At 69.1% G+C, this 17,527-nt stretch carries 17 protein-coding genes and 1 riboswitch; of the genes, 10 read left to right on the forward strand and 7 right to left on the reverse strand.

The genetic code is table 11. The annotated features are described in order from the left end of the window. The first annotated feature begins 75 nt into the window (after positions 1-75). On the forward strand, positions 76-1,347 hold the full coding sequence (locus NOCYR_RS09745; RefSeq protein ID WP_048833226.1) for an adenosylmethionine--8-amino-7-oxononanoate transaminase: 1,272 nt from the start codon (positions 76-78) through the stop codon (positions 1,345-1,347). 24 nt (positions 1,348-1,371) lie between these two features. On the opposite strand, the gene NOCYR_RS09750 is transcribed toward NOCYR_RS09745, so the two are convergent. Continuing rightward, a complete protein-coding gene (locus tag NOCYR_RS09750; protein ID WP_014350196.1) occupies positions 1,372-1,746 on the reverse strand; it encodes a cupin domain-containing protein in 375 nt (124 codons plus the stop codon). 60 nt (positions 1,747-1,806) lie between these two features. Here NOCYR_RS09750 and NOCYR_RS09755 point away from each other — a divergent pair, with 60 nt between their 5' ends. The 5 genes from NOCYR_RS09755 to NOCYR_RS09775 all read left to right on the forward strand — a co-directional run bounded on the left by NOCYR_RS09755 (position 1,807) and on the right by NOCYR_RS09775 (position 7,276). Then, positions 1,807-2,283 (forward strand): MarR family winged helix-turn-helix transcriptional regulator, encoded by a 477-nt coding sequence (locus tag NOCYR_RS09755; protein WP_014350197.1) that lies wholly within the window; start codon positions 1,807-1,809, stop codon positions 2,281-2,283. Between the two features lie 71 nt (positions 2,284-2,354). After that, positions 2,355-3,503 (forward strand): 8-amino-7-oxononanoate synthase, encoded by a 1,149-nt coding sequence (locus tag NOCYR_RS09760; protein WP_048833227.1) that lies wholly within the window; start codon positions 2,355-2,357, stop codon positions 3,501-3,503. A gap of 25 nt (positions 3,504-3,528) precedes the next feature. Continuing rightward, positions 3,529-4,209 carry a dethiobiotin synthase gene (gene bioD / locus NOCYR_RS09765; RefSeq protein WP_014350199.1) on the forward strand — a complete coding sequence of 227 codons (681 nt, stop codon included), beginning with the start codon at positions 3,529-3,531 and terminating at the stop codon, positions 4,207-4,209. A 248-nt stretch (positions 4,210-4,457) separates the two neighbouring features. Beyond that, positions 4,458-6,053 (forward strand): GMC oxidoreductase, encoded by a 1,596-nt coding sequence (locus NOCYR_RS09770; RefSeq protein WP_014350200.1) that lies wholly within the window; start codon positions 4,458-4,460, stop codon positions 6,051-6,053. Between the two features lie 44 nt (positions 6,054-6,097). Further along, positions 6,098-7,276: a phage tail tip lysozyme gene (locus NOCYR_RS09775; RefSeq protein ID WP_148280583.1), complete on the forward strand. Its 1,179-nt coding sequence runs from the start codon at positions 6,098-6,100 to the stop codon at positions 7,274-7,276. Between the two features lie 155 nt (positions 7,277-7,431). On the opposite strand, the gene NOCYR_RS09780 is transcribed toward NOCYR_RS09775, so the two are convergent. From NOCYR_RS09780 to NOCYR_RS09800, 5 genes are all read right to left on the reverse strand, one after another. Next, positions 7,432-9,003 (reverse strand): DHA2 family efflux MFS transporter permease subunit, encoded by a 1,572-nt coding sequence (locus NOCYR_RS09780; protein ID WP_014350202.1) that lies wholly within the window; start codon positions 9,001-9,003, stop codon positions 7,432-7,434. After that, positions 9,000-9,485 (reverse strand): MarR family winged helix-turn-helix transcriptional regulator, encoded by a 486-nt coding sequence (locus tag NOCYR_RS09785; RefSeq protein WP_014350203.1) that lies wholly within the window; start codon positions 9,483-9,485, stop codon positions 9,000-9,002. The genes NOCYR_RS09780 and NOCYR_RS09785 overlap by 4 nt, the downstream gene beginning before the upstream one ends. 236 nt (positions 9,486-9,721) lie before the next feature. After that, a complete protein-coding gene (locus tag NOCYR_RS09790) occupies positions 9,722-10,747 on the reverse strand; it encodes an ABC transporter substrate-binding protein (RefSeq protein WP_193364735.1) in 1,026 nt (341 codons plus the stop codon). Then, entirely contained in the window at positions 10,744-11,547 is an 804-nt protein-coding gene (locus NOCYR_RS09795; protein ID WP_052315496.1) for an ABC transporter ATP-binding protein, read from the reverse strand. Before NOCYR_RS09795 ends, NOCYR_RS09790 begins: the two co-directional genes overlap by 4 nt. Before the next feature lie 166 nt (positions 11,548-11,713). Next, complete coding sequence (locus tag NOCYR_RS09800) at positions 11,714-12,745, reverse strand: FecCD family ABC transporter permease (protein WP_014350206.1); 1,032 nt, start codon at positions 12,743-12,745, stop codon at positions 11,714-11,716. Between the two features lie 72 nt (positions 12,746-12,817). Continuing rightward, positions 12,818-12,884, reverse strand: a riboswitch (cobalamin riboswitch). A gap of 104 nt (positions 12,885-12,988) precedes the next feature. Between NOCYR_RS09800 and NOCYR_RS09805 the strand changes: the two genes are divergently transcribed. The 4 genes from NOCYR_RS09805 to NOCYR_RS09820 all read left to right on the forward strand — a co-directional run bounded on the left by NOCYR_RS09805 (position 12,989) and on the right by NOCYR_RS09820 (position 16,865). Beyond that, positions 12,989-14,143: an alpha/beta fold hydrolase gene (locus tag NOCYR_RS09805; RefSeq protein ID WP_048833229.1), complete on the forward strand. Its 1,155-nt coding sequence runs from the start codon at positions 12,989-12,991 to the stop codon at positions 14,141-14,143. A 69-nt stretch (positions 14,144-14,212) separates the two neighbouring features. Continuing rightward, complete coding sequence (locus NOCYR_RS09810) at positions 14,213-15,304, forward strand: ABC transporter substrate-binding protein (RefSeq protein WP_081505575.1); 1,092 nt, start codon at positions 14,213-14,215, stop codon at positions 15,302-15,304. Then, entirely contained in the window at positions 15,304-16,158 is an 855-nt protein-coding gene (locus NOCYR_RS09815) for an ABC transporter permease (protein WP_014350209.1), read from the forward strand. Before NOCYR_RS09810 ends, NOCYR_RS09815 begins: the two co-directional genes overlap by 1 nt. Next, positions 16,134-16,865, forward strand: coding sequence for an ABC transporter ATP-binding protein (locus tag NOCYR_RS09820; protein ID WP_014350210.1), 732 nt, complete (start codon positions 16,134-16,136; stop codon positions 16,863-16,865). The genes NOCYR_RS09815 and NOCYR_RS09820 overlap by 25 nt, the downstream gene beginning before the upstream one ends. A gap of 69 nt (positions 16,866-16,934) precedes the next feature. Here the strand turns inward: NOCYR_RS09820 and NOCYR_RS09825 are convergent, their stop codons facing one another. After that, positions 16,935-17,525, reverse strand: a complete 591-nt coding sequence (locus NOCYR_RS09825) for a TetR/AcrR family transcriptional regulator C-terminal domain-containing protein (protein WP_014350211.1) — start codon at positions 17,523-17,525, stop codon at positions 16,935-16,937. Positions 17,526-17,527 lie beyond the last annotated feature (2 nt).

Genomic DNA, 17,527 nt, shown 5'->3' on the forward strand with positions numbered 1-17,527 from the left:
GCAGCTCCGGTGCTAACTTGAACGGCGTTCAAGGCCGCTCATCGGGGCGGTGGGTCGACCGTGCGAAGGGTTGCTGTGGTGCTGACGCCCGACGAGATCACCGCCATCGACGCGAAACATGTGTGGCATCCCTACGGCGGTTTCCCGGCCACGACCGAGCCGCTGGTGGTGGCCTCGGCGTCGGGGACCCGGCTGCGGCTGGCCGACGGGCGCGAGCTCGTCGACGGGATGAGTTCGTGGTGGGCGGCGGTGCACGGGTATCGGCATCCGGTGCTGGACTCGGCGCTGCTGATGCAGTCGCAGCGGATGAGTCACGTGATGTTCGGCGGGCTCACCCACGAACCGGCGGCGCGGCTGTCGGAGCTGCTGGTGCGGCTGACTCCGGCGGGCCTGGACAAGGTGTTCCTCTGCGACTCCGGTTCGGTGTCGGTGGAGGTCGCGGTAAAGATGTGCCTGCAATATCAGCGCGCACTCGGCCATCCCGGTAGACGCCGCCTGCTCACCTGGCGCGGCGGCTATCACGGCGACACCTTCACCCCGATGAGCGTGTGCGACCCGGAGGGCGGCATGCACTCGCTGTGGACCGACATCCTCGCCGAACAGGTCTTCGTGCCCGCGCCGCCGCGGGAATACGATCCCGGTTATGTCGCCCAGCTCGAGCGGGCGGTGGCCGAGCACGCCGACGAACTCGCCGCCGTCATCGTGGAACCGGTGGTGCAGGGTGCGGGCGGCATGCGCTGGCACGATCCGCGCTATCTCGGTGAATTGCGCCGGATCTGCGACGCACGCGGCGTGCTGCTGATCTTCGACGAGATCGCCACCGGATTCGGCCGCACCGGCACGTTGTTCGCCGCCGAACAGGCCGGGGTGAGGCCGGATGTCATGTGCGTCGGCAAGGCGCTGACCGGCGGGTATATGACGCTGGCCGCCGCCTTGTGTACCGAGCGGATCGCGGAAACGCTGAGCGCCGCGCACGGTGGGCTCATGCACGGGCCCACCTTCATGGGCAATCCGCTGGCGTGCGCGGTTGCCGTCGCGTCGATCGAACTGCTGCTGTCGCGGGATTGGCAGGGCGAGGTGAAACGCATCGAAGCCGAGCTGGAAGCCGGGCTGGCGCCGGCGCGAGAGTTGCCCGGTGTCACCGAGGTTCGGGTGCTCGGCGCGATCGGGGTGATCGAACTCGACCACCCCGTCGACATGCGCGCCGCCACCGATGCGGCGGTGGCGGCCGGTGCGTGGTTGCGGCCGTTCCGCAATCTCATCTACTGCATGCCGCCGTTCATCAGTAGTACCGCTGATATCGGCGCCGTCACGTCCGCGATGATCGCCGCCGCCCGAGTCGGGTGATCGGCAGCCGCGCGGGAGTTTCCGCTACGCGATCCAGGGCGGCACGATGGTGCCCTCCTTGTCCGGGGTTCCGGCTCGCGCGCCCGCCGGCGCGGTGACGATGGCGGCGAAACCTTCGGCACCACTGGAGATCTGGCGCAGAATGGCGGGCGGCAGGATGATCGTGTCCCCGGCGGCGATGAGGTGATCGACGCCGTCGACCGTGATCTCGGCGCTCCCGCTGAGGATGGTCCAGACCTGCTCGGCATCGATGAAATGCAGCGGGCCGGTCTGGCCGGGCGCGACGTCGACGCGCCACAGGGGAAGGGAGGCGCCGCCCTGCGTGGGAGAGGCGAAGGTGGTCATGACGGCGCCGGGGGTTTCGGTGCGGCGGGTTTCGGAGTGTCGGATGACGGTCACGAGAAGACGTCCTTAAGATAGACAACGATGTTGTCCATATAGTTAACGAGGTTGTCCATCATGTCAAGGGATGCCGGTGGCTTCGAGCTACCGCTGCGGATGCTGGCCGCCTTCCGCGCGGCCATCGACGAAGTGCACGCCGACCTGGCCGAGCACGGGCACCCCGAGCTGCGACCGATGCACGGATTCCTGTTCCAGGCGATCGCGCGCAGCGGGCCGCAAGGGTGCACGGCGGCCGACCTCGGGCGGGCGCTCGGCATCTCCAAGCAGGCTGCCGGTAAGCACATCGACACCTTGGAACGCCTCGGCTACCTGCGTCGCGGTCACGATCCGGCCGACGCGCGGCGCAAGGTCTACACCCTCAGCGACCGCGGCATCGCGGTACTGGAGCGGTCGGCCGTGTCCTTCGACCGCGTGCACGCGCGTTGGTCGGCCATGCTGGGCGCCGGCCGGATGGCCGCATTGGAGGCCGATCTCCGGACGCTGGCGCCGGGTGAGCTGTTCCGGATGGATACGCCGAGCTGGTTCGGTTCCTGATCGCGTCGCCCGGTGCGTTTTCGGTGGCCCCGGTCACGCTCCTGAACGCCGTTCAAGTATGGTGTTCAGCTGTGAGTACCGATCCATTGAGCTGGCTGGACGCGCGTGCTGCCGAGCGGGTGGGGGCGGGGCTGCGGCGGCAGCTGCGGGCACGGGAACCGCAGTCGCCGTCGATCGATCTGGCATCCAACGACTATCTGGGGCTGGTGCACCACCCCGAGGTGATCGAGGGCGCGGTCGCTGCCGTACGCCGGTGGGGCGCCGGGTCGACCGGCTCGCGGCTGGTGACCGGGACGACCACCGAACACGAGCTGCTCGAGGCCGAACTCGCCGAATTCATGGGCGCCGAAGCCGGACTGGTCTTCGCCTCCGGGTACGCCGCCAACCTCGGCGTGGTGACGGCGCTGGCCGGACGGGGATCGCTGATCGTCTCCGATGCCGGTAGCCATGCCTCGCTGGTCGACGCCTGCCGGTTGTCGCGGGCGCGGGTGGAGATCGCGCCCCATTGCGATGTCGCGGCGGTGGATCGGCTGCTGGCGAGCCGCACCGAGGAGCGCGCGCTGGTGCTCACCGATTCGGTGTTCAGTGCCGACGGCGATCTGGCGCCGCTGGCCGATCTGCATCGGGTGACGCGCGCGAACGGCGCGGTACTCGTCGTCGATGAAGCCCACGGGCTCGGCGTCCGCGGCACCGGTGGCCGCGGGCTGGTGCAGGAAGTGGGACTGGCCGGGGAGCCGGATCTGGTGATCACCGCGACGCTGTCGAAAGCCCTTGCCGCGCAAGGGGGAGCGGTGCTGGCCAGTGGCCGGGTGCGTGCCCATCTCATCGACGCGGCCCGCACGTTCATCTTCGATACCGGGCTGGCGCCGGCTGCGGTCGGCGCCGCCCGTGCGGCCTTGGGCGTCTTGCGCCGCGATCCGGGTATCGCACAGCGGGTGCTCGATCGCGCCGCCGATATCGCGCGAATCGCCGGTGTGCCGCAACCGGATTCGGCTGTGGTGTCGGTGGTGCTGGGTGAGGCGCAGGTGGCCTTCGACGCCGCGCAGCAGTGCCGGGAATGTGGGCTGGACGTGGGGTGTTTCCGCCCGCCGTCGGTGCCGGAAGGTACTTCGCGGCTGCGGTTGACGGCTCGGGCGAATCTCACCGCCGCGGAACTCGACACGATCGCCACCGTGCTCGGCGAGGTGCTGGCGACCGCGCGGGAGGCGGTGCCGGCATGAGGCGCTCGAGGGTGGAGGCGATCCGATGACACTGCTGTTCGTGACCGGAACATCGACCGATATCGGCAAGACCGTCGTCACCGCCGCATTGGCCGCCACCGCGATCGCCGCAGGGCGTACGGTCGCGGTATGTAAACCGGCCCAGACCGGTGTCGCGCAGGACGAGCCCGGCGATCTCGCGACCGTCACGCAGTTGGCCGGGGTCACTCGTACGGTCGAGCTGGCCCGTTACCCCGAGCCCCTGGCCCCCGATACGGCCGCCCGCCGCTGCGGTGCGCCCCTGCTCACCATCGACGAAACGCTTTCGGCCATCACCGAACTCACCGCCGACGTCGTCTTGGTCGAGGGCGCGGGCGGGCTGCTGGTGCGCATCGGCGAGTTCACTCTGCTCGATCTGGCGGCCAAGCTGTCGGCTCCGGTGCTCGTGGTGACGGCTCCCGGTCTCGGCACGCTGAACCACACCGAACTCACCACTCGCGCGCTGGACGCTGCGGGTGTGGAATGCGCGGGCCTGGTGATCGGGTCGTGGCCTGCGGTCCCTGACCTGGCCATGGAAACCAACCGCGTCGACCTGCCGCGGGTGACCGGCGCCGAAGTGGTCGGTTCGGTACCGGCGGGGGCGGGCGCGTGGTCGGCGGATGAGTTCCGGGCCGGGGCGTCCGCATGGTTCGACTCCGGCTGGGTGCGCCGCCATCTGCTGAGCTGAGTGCGGCGCGCGAGTGGATTCAGAACCGAGTTCTTCGATTCGCGAGCGCCACACCGCCCGGTGCAGTAACGTCGTTACTCGGTAACCGGGTTACCGGCGCGGAGAGGTCGCGCCGGGTGCCCGGCGACCGACGCACGGCGCATCCGGACCATCACGTGACCAGCGCTGGCCACCCGATGGCAGGACTCGCCAGTGCTGTCGAGCGATGCGCCGTGCACCCCGCACTCGGCTCGTCGTAAGGATCGTTCATGTCGCAGCTCTCCCGCCGCTCACTGCTGACCGGCGCGGTGGCCGCTGGGGCCGTGCTCGCCGGAGCCCGGGTCCTCGACCCGAAGCCCGCCATCGCCGCCCGGGTCAATGATGTTCGGCTCACCCGGGAAGAGCATCGGGTCGTGGTGATCGGGTCCGGATTCGGCGGCGGGGTGACGGCGCTGCGGCTGGCCGAGGCGGGCGTGCCGGTGCTGCTGCTGGAACGCGGAATGCGCTGGCCGACCGGGCCGAACGCGGAGACCTTCCCGCGCGCATCGGCGCCGGACAAGCGCATCCTGTGGCACCGCTCCAGCCCGAATCTGTTCGGGCAGCCCTTGGCTTTCGAGCCCTACACCGGCCTGGTCGAAGCCGTACCGGGGGAGAACATGACGGCGCTGTGCGCGGCCGGGCTCGGCGGCGGTTCGCTGATCTACCAAGGCATGTCGTTGCAGCCCGATGAAGCGGTGTTCAACACGCATTTCCCGGCCGAACTCGACTGGGCCACCATGGATCGCGTGCACTATCCGCGGGTCGCGCGGATGCTCGGGCTCGCCGTCGCGCCCGAAGAACTGATCGCGCACCCCAACTACGCCGCCGCCCGCGTCTTCGCCGACCACGTCCGCCGCGCCGGGCTGCCGCTGTCGAAGATCCCGATGCCCATCGACTGGAACTTCGCGCTCGCCGAACTACGCGGGGAGATGAAACCGTCCTACACGAACGGTGACGGCGCGATGGGTGTGAACAACGGCGGCAAACACTCCGTCGACGTCACCTATATCGCCGCCGCGGAGGCCACCGGACGGGTGCAGGTCCGCACCCAGCACGAGGTCACCGATATCGAACGCGCCCCCGACGGACGCTGGATCGTCCACGTCGACCGCATCGACACCACCGGCGCCGTCCAGGAGAACATCGTCATCACCGCCGGTGCGCTGGTGCTGGCCGCGGGCAGCCTCAATACGACGAAACTGCTGGTGCGGGCCGGGGCCCGCGGCCTGATCCCCGACCTGCCCGATGGGCTGGGCGGCAACTGGGGCACCAATGCCGACCGGATCTATGTGTGGACCAACCCGGCCGCCGATTTCGGTCCGGCACAGGGCGGCCCGGTGGTATACGGCAGCCTGAACTGGTCGGATCCGAACTCCGCGTGCACGCTGATCCAGGCCTCGATCCCGCCGATGCCGGTGGATCCGAAGTCGACCATGATGGTCGGCTACGGCGTCAGCGCCGGGCGCGGCAGCTTCGGCTACGACACGGCCTCCGAGCAGGCGGTACTGCGCTGGCCCGCCGACGGCGATGCGTTCATCCAGGACAACCACATCGGCCCCACCGCGCACCGCATCGCCGGCCCGGGCACCGTCCTGCTCGACACCAATGCCGCGTTCCCGTCCACCTGGCATCCGCTGGGCGGGGCGAGCATGGGCAGCGTCTGCGATCTGGAGGGCCGGGTGCTCGGCCAGCGTGGTTTGTACGTGCTCGACGGTGCGTTGATGCCGGGCAATACCGCCGCCTGCAATCCGTCGATGACGATCGCCGCGGTCGCCGAACGCGCGCTCGATCATCTCGTCGCCACCGATGTGGGCACCATGATCTGAGCTGAACCCGCAGGCTTCCCGCGGCGGGGAATAGCACCGATCGTGTGAGCAGCCGGATTCTGCTATTTCTTGCGGTGGTCATCTACGCCTGTCGATCAGGGCGAGATGCGCATGCTGCGGCATCGTGTTGGTGGAGGTGGACGGTGGCTCCGGAACCAGTGAAGTTTCGGCGATTCACGGACGCACCCATCCTGAATCCCTATATCGCCCGGGCGGAAGCGACGCTCGAGGCGCTGAAAAAGGGTCTGGGCAACAAGAACGCGACCCGGATCACGGCGAAATACCTCGATGGGCTCGGCGGGGCCGAGATGCCGGGCACCGGCGAGATGAAGCAGCAGTACAAGCTGCGCGCCGCCGACGTCAAGGACTATCAGGACCAGTGGAACTCCCTCGACGACCAGATCGCCGAGATGGCCGCCGCCTCGGCCGATGTGGCCAATGAGGTGACCACCCAGGTCGATCAGCTCGAAGACGCGATCAAGGATGTCCTGGCCACCGTCGTCGACGATCCACCGGACCGCCCGACGCCCGGCGAGCAGGTCGGTGCGGTGGGCGCCATCGACAAGGTGATCGGCAAGGCCGTGGACGCGGTGTGGACCGCCTTCAACGAGTTGGACCGGCAGGCCTGGAATTCGCCACCGGGCGGGGCGAATTCGAATGGCGGCGGCGGTGGTGGGTACGGCGGCGGTGGGGCGCCGCCGTGGACGCCGACCTTCGGCAGCAACCTGCCCGGCGATGTCTACACCGGCGGCGACATCCCGACGTCAGCGGATGCGCGGCCGCTGGAGGGCGGTGAGCGGACCACGGCCGAGAAGATCTACGACCGGCTGGTCAACAAGTACCACCTCACACCGGCCCAGGCGGCGGGCATTATCGGCAATATGCAGGTCGAGGCACCGGGTTTGAACACCGGGGCCTACAACCCGAACGAGGGCGCCTACGGGCTGTGCCAGTGGCTGGGCGGGCGTCGCGCCAACCTGGAAGCATTTGCCGCGGCCCAGGGTAAATCGGCCGGCGACTGGGAAACTCAGGTCGACTTCATGATGCACGAGCTGCAAGGCAGTGAGTCCGCGGCCTACGCGCGGCTGCGGGCCACCGATACCCCGGCCGCCGCCGCGGCAGTGTTCGACCAGTACTACGAACGAAGCTCCGGCGAGGCGCGCGCTCAGCGAATTGCCAATGCCAACAATGTCGCCACCGCGATGGCCGGTGCGTCCGCCTGAGCCGGCTTGTGGGCCCGAGCTGCGGCGTTGTGCGCATGGGTTCGGCCTGTGTGCCCGAGGTCCGGCGTGTGCTCGACCGGTTCTGATAATCGAAACAACCGACCCCCGCGCGATTCATTCGCACGGGGGCCGGCTGTTGACTAATTTTGCGCAGCTCAGTGCATCATGACCGGCGCCTTGGGCTGCTCGCCCTCGGCCGGCGCGGCCTCCTTCTTGCGCGGCAGGAACAGCGAGGCGACCAAGGTCACCAGGCACAGGAACGCCGCCACCAGGTAGCTGGTGGAGAACGCCGAGGCCATATCGTCGAGCACGATCGACTCGAACTTCGCGCCGAGGGACTGGATGTACTCCAGGATCGACGGATCCGGCGGCGTGCCGGTGCGTTCGGCCTCGCCGACAGCCTGGGCCGCCGACACCGGCTCGGACGCCTTGAACTGGTTGGTCAGCACCACCGAGATGATGGCGACACCGACCGAGCTGGCGATCTGCTGCGCGATATTGAGCAGCGTGGAACCACGGGCCACCTCGTGCTCGGTGAGAGTGCGCAGCGCGGCCGTCATCAGCGGCATCATGGTGCCACCCATGCCCAGACCCAGCACGAACAGCAGACCCAGCAGCACCGGGTAGGAGGTGTGCGCATCGGTCTGCGACAGCCCGAACATCGCGACGGTGATGGTCAGCATGCCGATCGGCACGATCCGGCCCACCGGGAGCTTGTCGGCCAGCGCGCCCGCCAGCGGCATGGTGAGCATGGTGCCCAGACCCTGCGGTGCCACCAGCAGACCCGCCATCAGCGGGCTCTCCCCGCGCACCTGCTGGAAGTAGGTGGGCACCAGCAGCAGGCCACCGAAGAACGAGGCCGCGAACAAGAACATGGTGATCGTGGAGATCGACAGGTTGAAGTTCTTGAACAGCCGCAGATCCAGCAGCGGATGCTTGGGCTTGAACGAGTAGAACACGAACGCGATCACCAGCAGTGCGCCCAGCAGCATCGTCGCCCACACCTTCGGCGCGGTGACGGTGCCCTCCTCCGGAATCGTGGAGACACCGAACAGGAACAGCGCCAGACCGGGCGAGAGCATCAGCATGCCGACGAAGTCGAAGGTCTCACTCGGCTGCGGGTCGTCCTTGGGCAGCACCACGTAGGCGTAGACCAGCGAGATGGCGCCGATGGGCAGGTTGATCAGGAAGATCCAGTGCCAGGAGGCGTTGTCGATCAGCCAGCCACCCAGGATCGGGCCGAGGATCGGGCCCAGCAGCATCGGGATGCCGAGGATGGCCATCAGCCGGCCGATCCGCTCGGGTCCGGCGGCCTTGGTCATGATCGTCATGCCCAGCGGCATCAGCATGCCGCCGCCGAGGCCCTGGATCACCCGGAACGCGATCAGCGCCTCGATGTTCCAGGCCAGCGCGCACAGCACCGAGCCGCCGGTGAACAGCACCAGCGCGGCCAGGTAGAGGCGTTTGGTGCCGAATCGGTCGGCAGCCCAACCGGTCAGCGGGATCACCGTCGCCAGGGCGAGGGTGTAGGCGGTGACCGTCCAGGCCACGGTGGAGTAGTTGGCGACGTCGAACTCGGTCTGGAACGTCGGCAGCGCGACGTTGACCACGGTGATGTCGAGGATCGACATGATGGCGCCGAGGACGACGACACCGGCGACCTTGAGTACGGCGCCGTCTATCTTGTCGGGTACCGCTGCGGCGGTACTGCCGGCGGAGTTGCTCACGAGGGATCTCCCGTCGATACGGCTGGGATGGATTGCACCGAGGCGAGCGCCCCGGAGTCGAGCACGCCGATGAGGGCGGCGTGCAGATCGTCACGCACGCTGTCGGGCAGGCGTTCGACCAGGCGGTCGATCGCTTCGCGATGGCACATCATCTGATCGCGGATGACCTCACGGCCCTGCGCGCTGAGGCCGACCAGTTTCACCCGCCGGTCCTCTGGGCTTTCGTCCCTGGTCAGCAGGCCGAGACGAACGAGCCGATCCACATTGCGCCCCGCCGCGGTCACCGACAACGAGAGTCGTTCGGCAATGGTGTGGATGGGCAGCTGCTGACGATCGTCGTGGCCGAGCACGAACAGGGTGCGTGCCTGGGAGAGCGAGAGATCCAGTTCGACCAGCCGATCGGCACCCCCGGAGCGGCTCGCGCTGAACAGGCCGGTCAGAAAACGCTCCAGCGTTTCGCTGATTCCCAATTCACTCGCCACCGCGCGATCATATTGGCAATGCAATAGTCGCGTGCAAGCGAATATTGCGCGTTTGTGTCTGATGTCACGCCCGCGGAGCGGGACGTCTGAATGGTGGCCGTGCGACAGATGCGTCACAGGACAGACGCTAGACCCGGGGTCTGACACAAAGCATGTGAGATTCGCCGGAAACGCCGCACTACCTGGGCGAATGTGGTGAGCATCACCTCACGGCCACCGGGACGGCACCCGTGCGGTCAGCGGATCGCGTCGTCGGAGCGCGGCGTGATGGCCGACGGCGGCACCAGACCCCACTGTTCGAGTTGCTTGCGGATCTGTTCGGCCGCATCGATGTTGAGTGGCCCGCTAGTCCACATCGCATACGGAAGGTTCAGGAAGCGTCCCTCGGTGACGGCGCGCAGCTGATTGATGCCCGGCTTGGCACGCAGCATCTCGACCTTCTGTGCGTAGCTCTGCATCGGGTAGTCGACGAACATGATGGCGTCCGGATCGGCGCCGGCCAGCCGCTCCCAGGACACCGCGGTCCAGGTGTCGGGCACGTCGGAGAGCACATTGCGGCCACCGGCGGCATCCAGGATCGCCTGCGGCGCACCGAAACTGCCGCTGGAGAAGATGGTGTCGCTGCCGCTGTCGAACAGGAAGATCCGCGGTGTGCGTTCGGGTTTCGGTGCGGCCGCGAGCGTGGCGAGACGCTGGTCGAGGTCGTCGACGAGTGCGGTGGCGCGGTCGGTGCGGCCGGTGATGGCGCCGAGATTGGTGAGATCCTCGCGCAGCGCCGTCCACGGTTCGACCACGCCGCGCGGGCGTTCACCGGCGCGTTGCCGGCAGCTCTCGGTGAGGATGTAGGCGGCGATGCCCGAGGCGCGCAGCGAATCCGGGGTGAGGTTCTTGGATTCGTCGTAACCGTAATTCCAGCCCGCGACCACGACGTCGGGGCCCTGCGCGAGAACCGTTTCGCGAGAGGGAGATTCGTTGGCGACCGAATTCAGCTCGTCCACCGCGGGCCCGTAGTGGTCGCGCAGCACGGTGATGTCCTGCTGCATGCTCGACACCGCGGTGACCTGATCCTGCGCGCCGAGCGCCAGCACCATCGAGATCATATTGCTGTCGTTGACGAACATGCGCTGCGCCGGCGCCGGAAAGCTCGACTCCACACCGCAATTGCGCACGGTCCGATCACCGGTCGCGGCCTGCGGGTTGCCGCAGGCGGCCAGCGTCACCGCCAGCGCCGCCGCGGACAGCATTCGGATCGAGTGTTTCATAGCGCCGCCTCTCGCGGGGTGATCAACAGATGGTGCTCGCCGGTCTCGGGGTGCGGGACGCGGGTGGCCTTGACGCCGAACACGGTGTCGACGACGTCGGCGTGCAGGGCGATCTCCGGTGGCGCGAGCGGATGGGCCCGGCCGTCGTGCACGACCAGCACCCGGTCGCAGTAGCGGTCGGCCAGCGTCAGGTCGTGCAGTGCGGCGATGACGGTGCGGTCCAGGCGCCGGGCGCGGTCGAGCAGCTCGAGCCGGTGGGTGATGTCGAGATGGTTGGTGGGCTCGTCCAGCAGCAGCACCGGTGTGTCCTGGACCAGGGCGCGGGCCAGCAGCACCCGCTGCCGTTCGCCGCCGGAGAGCCGATGCACCGGCCGGTCGCCGAATCCGGCGAGGTCCACCGCGGCCAGGGCCTCGTCGACGATGCCGCGTTCGCGCGCCGAGCCCGCGCCCCACGGCGGCAGATACGGCGTGAGACCGAGCGCGACTACCTCGCAGGCCAGCAGATCGTCGGGCGGGCGTTCGTCCTGCGCGACCAGGGCGACGGTGCGCGCACGGCGGCGGGGTGGCAGGGCGTGCAGGTCGTCGGCGCCGACCACGACACGGCCACGGTGCGGCTTGGTGAGCCCGGCGAGGGTGCGCAGCAGGGTTGTCTTGCCCGCGCCGTTCGGCCCGACGATGCCGACCATTTCGCCGGGGCGTACGTCGAACGTGACGTCGATCAGCACTTGGCGCCGCCCCGCCGCGCACGCCAGATCACGGGCAGCGACTGCCGCGCCTCGTATGCCCTCAGCCACGGTCATGGAGCGCTCCGGTGTGATTGTGCGGTCGGTTCGACGCCACCAGGCACCGGCCCGTTCGACCAGGCAGACATCCAGTGGGTGCGCATGCCGGCGGGACGCCGACGCCGGTGAACGACATTGTCACGGGCTCCGTCGTCACGAGCTCGGACCACGGTGAAGGCAGTGCTCATGACGTGCCGAATCGGTAATGTCGCCGTCCCATCAACAGCAGAAACGCGGGCGCGCCGATCAGCCCGGTGAGGACGCCGACCGGTATCTCTGTGGGCCGCACCAGGACTCGTGTCGCGGCATCGGCGATCACCAGGAACAGTGCCCCCAGCAGCGCGCAGGTGGGCAGCAGCGCACGATGACGGGGTCCGACCACCAGGCGCGCGGCATGCGGCACCACCAGGCCGACGAAGCCGATCCCGCCCGACACCGCCACCAGCACCCCGACCAGCACCGCGAGCAGCACGAACAGCGCGATCCGCAGCTCACGCACGGGCACGCCGATGGAACCGGCGGTATCGGCGCCCAGATGCAGCGCGTCCAGCCAGCCCGCGGCCGCGATCAAGCTGAGGGCGCTGATCGCGACCACCGCCAGCGGCACCGCGATCTTGGTCCAGTCCGCGCCCGCCAGGCTGCCCAGCAGCCAGAACAGCACCGACTGTGCGGCCGCCGGATCGGTGCTGCGGAAGATCAGGTAGCTGGTCAGCGCCGAGAACGCCGAGGCGAGCACGGTGCCGGTCAGCACCAGCCGCAGCGGCGTCAGCCCGCCCTGGGTGACCGCGATGGTGAACACCAGCGCCGCCGCCGCGAACGCACCCAGCAGCGCACCACCGGACAACGCCCAGATGCCCGCCCCCGCGAGCACCCCCGAGGTGATGACCGTGGCCGCCCCGACTCCGGCACCGGAGGACACACCGAGCAGGAACGGATCGGCCAGCGGATTGCGCACCAGCGTCTGCATCGCGGCGCCGGCCAGCGCCAGCCCGGCCCCGACGATCGCGGCGAGCACGGTGCGCGGCACCCGCAGCTGCCAGACGATGGTGTCCAGGCCCGGGTCCGGCGGTATCCGGCCGGTCAGGCGGTGCGTCAGCACCTCGACCACACCCGAGACCGGCAGCGATTCCGCGCCGAATCCGGTGGCCAGCACCATGACCGCCGCCAGCGAAGTCAGCAATAGGGGTACGACGACAACGGTGGTGACACGGGTCATCGCGCACGCACCATCGATGAACAGCGCTCCACAGGCAAGTCGCGGCCTCTCCAGAGTTCGTCCGGTGGGGGAGGTCTGACTCGCGCCCGCAGGGGGCGCTCACAGTGGCGCGACCGTCCCGGATTTGCACCGGATTCCCGCACCCACCGAGGGTGAGGCCGAACTCTACCGATCGGTCGGGTGCGCCATGGCGCCGGGTCGCGACGATGGCAGAGGTTCGCGCGCCATGCCTACAGTGAAAATATGTCGCCGCTGGACGATCGACACCCGTCCACTGTCACCGACTGGGACGACGCGCGACGGCGGGCCCGACTAGCCGAGACCCGGCCCGGGCACAACTGGACGACGTTGCGCCGCACCCGGTTGGCGTTGTCGCGGGTCGGGGTGCTGGTGCTGGTCGTGCTGGTCGGCATGGTCCAGTACTGGGTGCGCGATGTGGCGCCGGAGCGGGCCCGGCTGGCCGGCACCGAGCCGTCGCTGCTGCCGATCTCCGCGCCCGCCGATCCCGGCGACTGGGATACCGCCGTCGTCGACATGGTCGGTCTGGGCGGACTCAATGCCTCCGACACCGCCGAAGCGCTGCCCGCGCTGAGCACGATGGGCGTGGTGTGGGCGATCCGCTACGACAACCGCGGTATCGACACCAAGGTGATCGCCGACCTGATCATCCGGGCCGCGATCATGTCCGGGATCCGCAATATCGTGCTCACCGGGCACAGCATGGGCGGGGTGATCGCGCTCGAGGTGGGCCAGCACATCCACACCGACAGCGAACTGCGACTGGTCGCGGTGCTGCTGGACTGCACACCGCTCGACCTCGATGCCGTGCGGCCCGATAAACGCGGCCGCGGCCAGGACATGGTGCGCTGGATGGGCTGGTTGCCCGGTGCCCGGGAGAGCCGGACCTTGCGGCTGGTCGTCGAAACCTACGCGCGGCGGGACCGTTTCGTCGACCGCGCGGGTGTGCCCGGTATCCGGGTCGGTGAGCTGCGGGAGGTGATCGGCGAGGTGCTGCGGGACAAGATCTTCAACCCCGACGCCGCCAGCAACGGGCTGATCGAATCGCAGTTCCTGGCCATCGTCGCCGGTGGTTCGGTCGACAATCTGCGCGCGCTGGCCGAGCCCGCCGACGGCAAACCGCGTCCGGCGATCGTGTTCATCCGCCCGCACGACGCTCACCGCGACGAGGTGGTCGACGTCGAACGCACCCATCAGGTCCTCATCGACGAGGTCGGCGGCGTGGACGGCGCGCTACTGGTGGTGCTGCCCTACGGCACCGGCCACGCCAATCCACGCCAGCGCCCGCACGAATACAACACCGTGCTCGCCCAGCAGGTGCAGCCGTTCGTGGAGCGGTTCGAACAGCAGATCACCGTGCGCGTCGACGCCGGGCGGTGAGGTGGCCGAGTTCGGATCACGGTGCCGTTAACGGTGTTCGGCACCGCGCCCGGATTGTTGAATTCCCGCATGGCTCGACCTCGTATCTCCCGCACCGGCCCGCGCGGCCGCACCGCCGCCCTCCTGCTCGCCGCAGTATCGTTCGCGACGTTCGCGCTGACCGGTTGTGCCGCCGACACGACGGAGGCGGGGTCGGTGGTCGACGGCCCGCTGCCCACCGAGGTGCCGCCGGGCACCAAGCTCGTGCTCGCTGACCAGTCCGAATTATTACGCCACCAACTGTTGCTCTCGGGTGAGCTGGACAAGCTGCCGTTCGAGGTCGAGTTCGCCAACTTCGTGGGCGGACCGGCGATCCTGGAATCGTTCCGTGCCGGGGCCGCCGATGCGGCCTGGGTCGGCGACGTCCCGCCCATCCACGCGCTCGCCGCCAAACAGGATGTGCCGATCGTCGCGGCGGCGCAGATCGATTCGAGCGCCTTGCGATTCGCGGTGGCGCCCGGCGTTTCGGTGCAGGCTGCGGCCGAGATCAAGGGCAAGAAGATCGCCTACGCGGAGGGCACCGCACAGCAGGCCGCGGTGCTGCGCCTACTGGACCGGGCCGGGCTGGCGACCTCCGATGTGGAGCTGGTGCGCATCCAGCTGGCCGAATTCCTGGACGCGGTGCGCACCGGCCAGGTCGATCTCGCCCCGCTCAACGAACCCAACACCACCCGCTTCCTGCGTACGCCGGGCACCTCGCTGATCCCGGCCGAGCTCACCGACGGCACCTATCCGGGGCTGACCTATCTGTACGCGCGCCGCGAAGTGGTGCGCGATCCGGCGAAGGCCGCGGCGGTCCGGGCGCTGGTGGCCGCGTACGTGCGGTCGTGGCAGTGGGTCAACGAGCACCGGGGCGAATGGGCGCAGAAGTATTACGTCGACAACCAGAAAGTCAGCCTCGACGACGCCACCCGCATCGTGGAATCGCGGGGCACCATCACCTTCCCGCATCTGGACCAGCAGCTGATCGACCGCCAGCAGGCCACCATCGACGTCATCGACGCCGCCGGTGAACTGCCGCGCGAGATCCGCGCCGCCGACGGATTCGATCTGCGCTTCGACGCCGTCATCACCGAAACCGTCGGCCAGGTCGGCGCCGCCTTCGCACCCGGGAGCAACTGATGGCCGTACATACCGCGGGCGTCCTCGGACGGGCATCGCGCACCGCCCCTCCCGCGCTGGCCGCGCGCACCCGCACCCGGCGCTCCCTCGGCCCGGGCCGGGCGATCCCGTTCGGCGCGGCGCTCGGGCCGGCCCTGCTGGTGGGGGCGTGGGTGATCGGATCCGCCTCGGGCGCAATCGATCCGGAGACGCTGCCCGCACCCTGGACGGTCGCGCAGACCGCGGCCGATCTCATCGCCGACGGCAGCCTGCAATCCAACCTGCTCACCTCGCTGCAACGGGCCGGAATCAGTCTGGTGCTGGGCGTCGTCATCGGTGTGGTGCTGGCGTTGATCGCCGGGCTGAGCCGACTCGGTGAAGCGCTGGTGGACGGGCCGATCCAGATCAAACGCTCGATCCCGACGCTGGCGTTGATTCCGCTGTTCATCGTGTGGTTCGGCATCGGGGAGCAGATGAAGCTCATCGTCATCACCACCAGTGTGCTGATCCCCGTCTACATCAACACCCATGCGCATCTGCGCAGCGTCGACGCACGCTACGTCGAACTCGCCGAGACGGTGGGTCTGTCGCGGACGGCGTTCATCCGCCGGATCGCGCTGCCCGGTTCGCTGCCCGGCTTCTTCACCGGGCTGCGGCTGGCGGTGACCATCTCCTGGCTGGCGCTGGTGGTGGTCGAACAGGTCAATGCCACCAGCGGCATCGGCTATCTGATGACCCAGGCCCGCACCTACGGCCAGATCGACGTCATCGTGGTCGGCCTGGTCATCTACGGCCTGCTCGGTCTGCTCGGCGATCTCGCCGTACGCACAGTGGAAAGGAAGGCCCTGTCATGGCGGCAGACGCTCGGCGACTGAATCTGGTCCGGGCCCGTGCCCTCACCCGCGGTTTCGGCGATCGGGTGGTCCTCGACGGCCTCGACCTCGACATCGCCCGCGGCGAATTCGTGGCCCTGCTCGGGCGCAGCGGCTCCGGGAAGAGCACCCTGCTGCGGGCGCTGGCCGAACTCGATGACGGCGTACCCGGCTCCGGTGAGCTGTCGGTGCCGGCGGAAAAGGCTGTGGTGTTCCAGGATTCGCGGCTGCTGCCGTGGACGCGGGTGCTCGACAACGTCACGCTCGGGTTGAACGGCGCCGCCGACCGCGCCCGCGCCGCCCTCGCCGAAGTGGGCCTGGCCGGGCGGGAGCGTGCCTGGCCGCGCGAACTGTCCGGCGGCGAACAGCAGCGGGTGGCGCTGGCCCGTTCGCTGGTGCGCGAACCCGCCCTGCTGCTGGCCGACGAACCGTTCGGCGCCCTCGACGCGCTGACCCGGATCCGGATGCACGCCCTGCTGCGCGAGCTGTGCGCCAAACACAATCCGGCCGTCTTGCTGGTCACCCACGACGTGGACGAGGCGATCACGCTGGCCGACCGCGTGCTCGTCCTCGATGCCGGGCGCATCGCGCTCGATCGCCGCATCACCCTGGAACATCCACGACGGCACAGTGATCCGGCCTTCGAGCGGTTCCGGGAGGAACTGCTGAGCGGGCTCGGCGTCGAGCAGTCGGTGCGTCAGGCCTCGTGACCGAACGGCGCACGGGTCGGCGATAGTCACGGCGCCCACCGGCCGCGGTGTCGCAACGCAGCGCGGCGTTCAGCGCACGCGCGAGCCGAGCAGATGCCGGATGCCGCCGACGAACAACTGCAAGCCGAAATCGAAACGGGCTGTGGGGTCGGCGGATTCGGCGTCGCCCAGCGGTGAGGCCGCCTCGGTGAGTGCGCCGGCGGAGTCCATCTGCATCCGCGACTGTTCGTCGACGGTGTGCCCGAGCACGTAGTACAGCAGGGTGAACGCGGCGAGTTCGGCCTCGGCCCGGGGCATCCCGGCGCGGATCGCGGCGCCGGCGAAACGTTCGCGGCCCTTGCTGGTGGTCAGGCGGGAGGCGTAGGTGGCCGAGACGAGTTCGGCGCCATCACGGTAGGCCAGCAGGCAGTTGCGCAGCCGGTGGGCGAGTTCGCTGAGCTGGCCCGGCCAGTCGGTGGCGTCGAGTGGATCCTCCATCGGCGCGAGGATGCGGTCGGCCACCGCGCCGAGCAGGGCCTGCTTGTTCGGGAAGTGCCAGTACAGGGCGCCCGGCTGCACCCGCAGCGATCCGGCCAGCCGACGCATGGTCAGGTCGGCGAGACCGTACTGGTCGAGGATGGCGATGGCGCCGTCGACCACATCGGACCGGTGCAGTTGCACGC

The sequence above is a fragment of the Nocardia cyriacigeorgica GUH-2 genome (assembly GCF_000284035.1).
Taxonomy (GTDB): Bacteria; Actinomycetota; Actinomycetes; order Mycobacteriales; family Mycobacteriaceae; genus Nocardia; species Nocardia cyriacigeorgica_B.

What these genes read in the sequence shown, in the direction of transcription:
- NOCYR_RS09800 (WP_014350206.1), bottom strand. Translation starts at nt 12,745, where the DNA reads ATGACCCGTGTCACCACCGTTGTCGTCGTACCCCTATTGCTGACTTCG.
- bioD (WP_014350199.1), top strand. Translation starts at nt 3,529, where the DNA reads ATGACACTGCTGTTCGTGACCGGAACATCGACCGATATCGGCAAGACC.
- NOCYR_RS09755 (WP_014350197.1), top strand. Translation starts at nt 1,807, where the DNA reads ATGTCAAGGGATGCCGGTGGCTTCGAGCTACCGCTGCGGATGCTGGCC.
- NOCYR_RS09820 (WP_014350210.1), top strand. Translation starts at nt 16,134, where the DNA reads ATGGCGGCAGACGCTCGGCGACTGAATCTGGTCCGGGCCCGTGCCCTC.
- NOCYR_RS09795 (WP_052315496.1), bottom strand. Translation starts at nt 11,547, where the DNA reads ATGACCGTGGCTGAGGGCATACGAGGCGCGGCAGTCGCTGCCCGTGAT.
- NOCYR_RS09805 (WP_048833229.1), top strand. Translation starts at nt 12,989, where the DNA reads ATGTCGCCGCTGGACGATCGACACCCGTCCACTGTCACCGACTGGGAC.
- NOCYR_RS09770 (WP_014350200.1), top strand. Translation starts at nt 4,458, where the DNA reads ATGTCGCAGCTCTCCCGCCGCTCACTGCTGACCGGCGCGGTGGCCGCT.
- NOCYR_RS09815 (WP_014350209.1), top strand. Translation starts at nt 15,304, where the DNA reads ATGGCCGTACATACCGCGGGCGTCCTCGGACGGGCATCGCGCACCGCC.
- NOCYR_RS09810 (WP_081505575.1), top strand. Translation starts at nt 14,213, where the DNA reads ATGGCTCGACCTCGTATCTCCCGCACCGGCCCGCGCGGCCGCACCGCC.
- NOCYR_RS09790 (WP_193364735.1), bottom strand. Translation starts at nt 10,747, where the DNA reads ATGAAACACTCGATCCGAATGCTGTCCGCGGCGGCGCTGGCGGTGACG.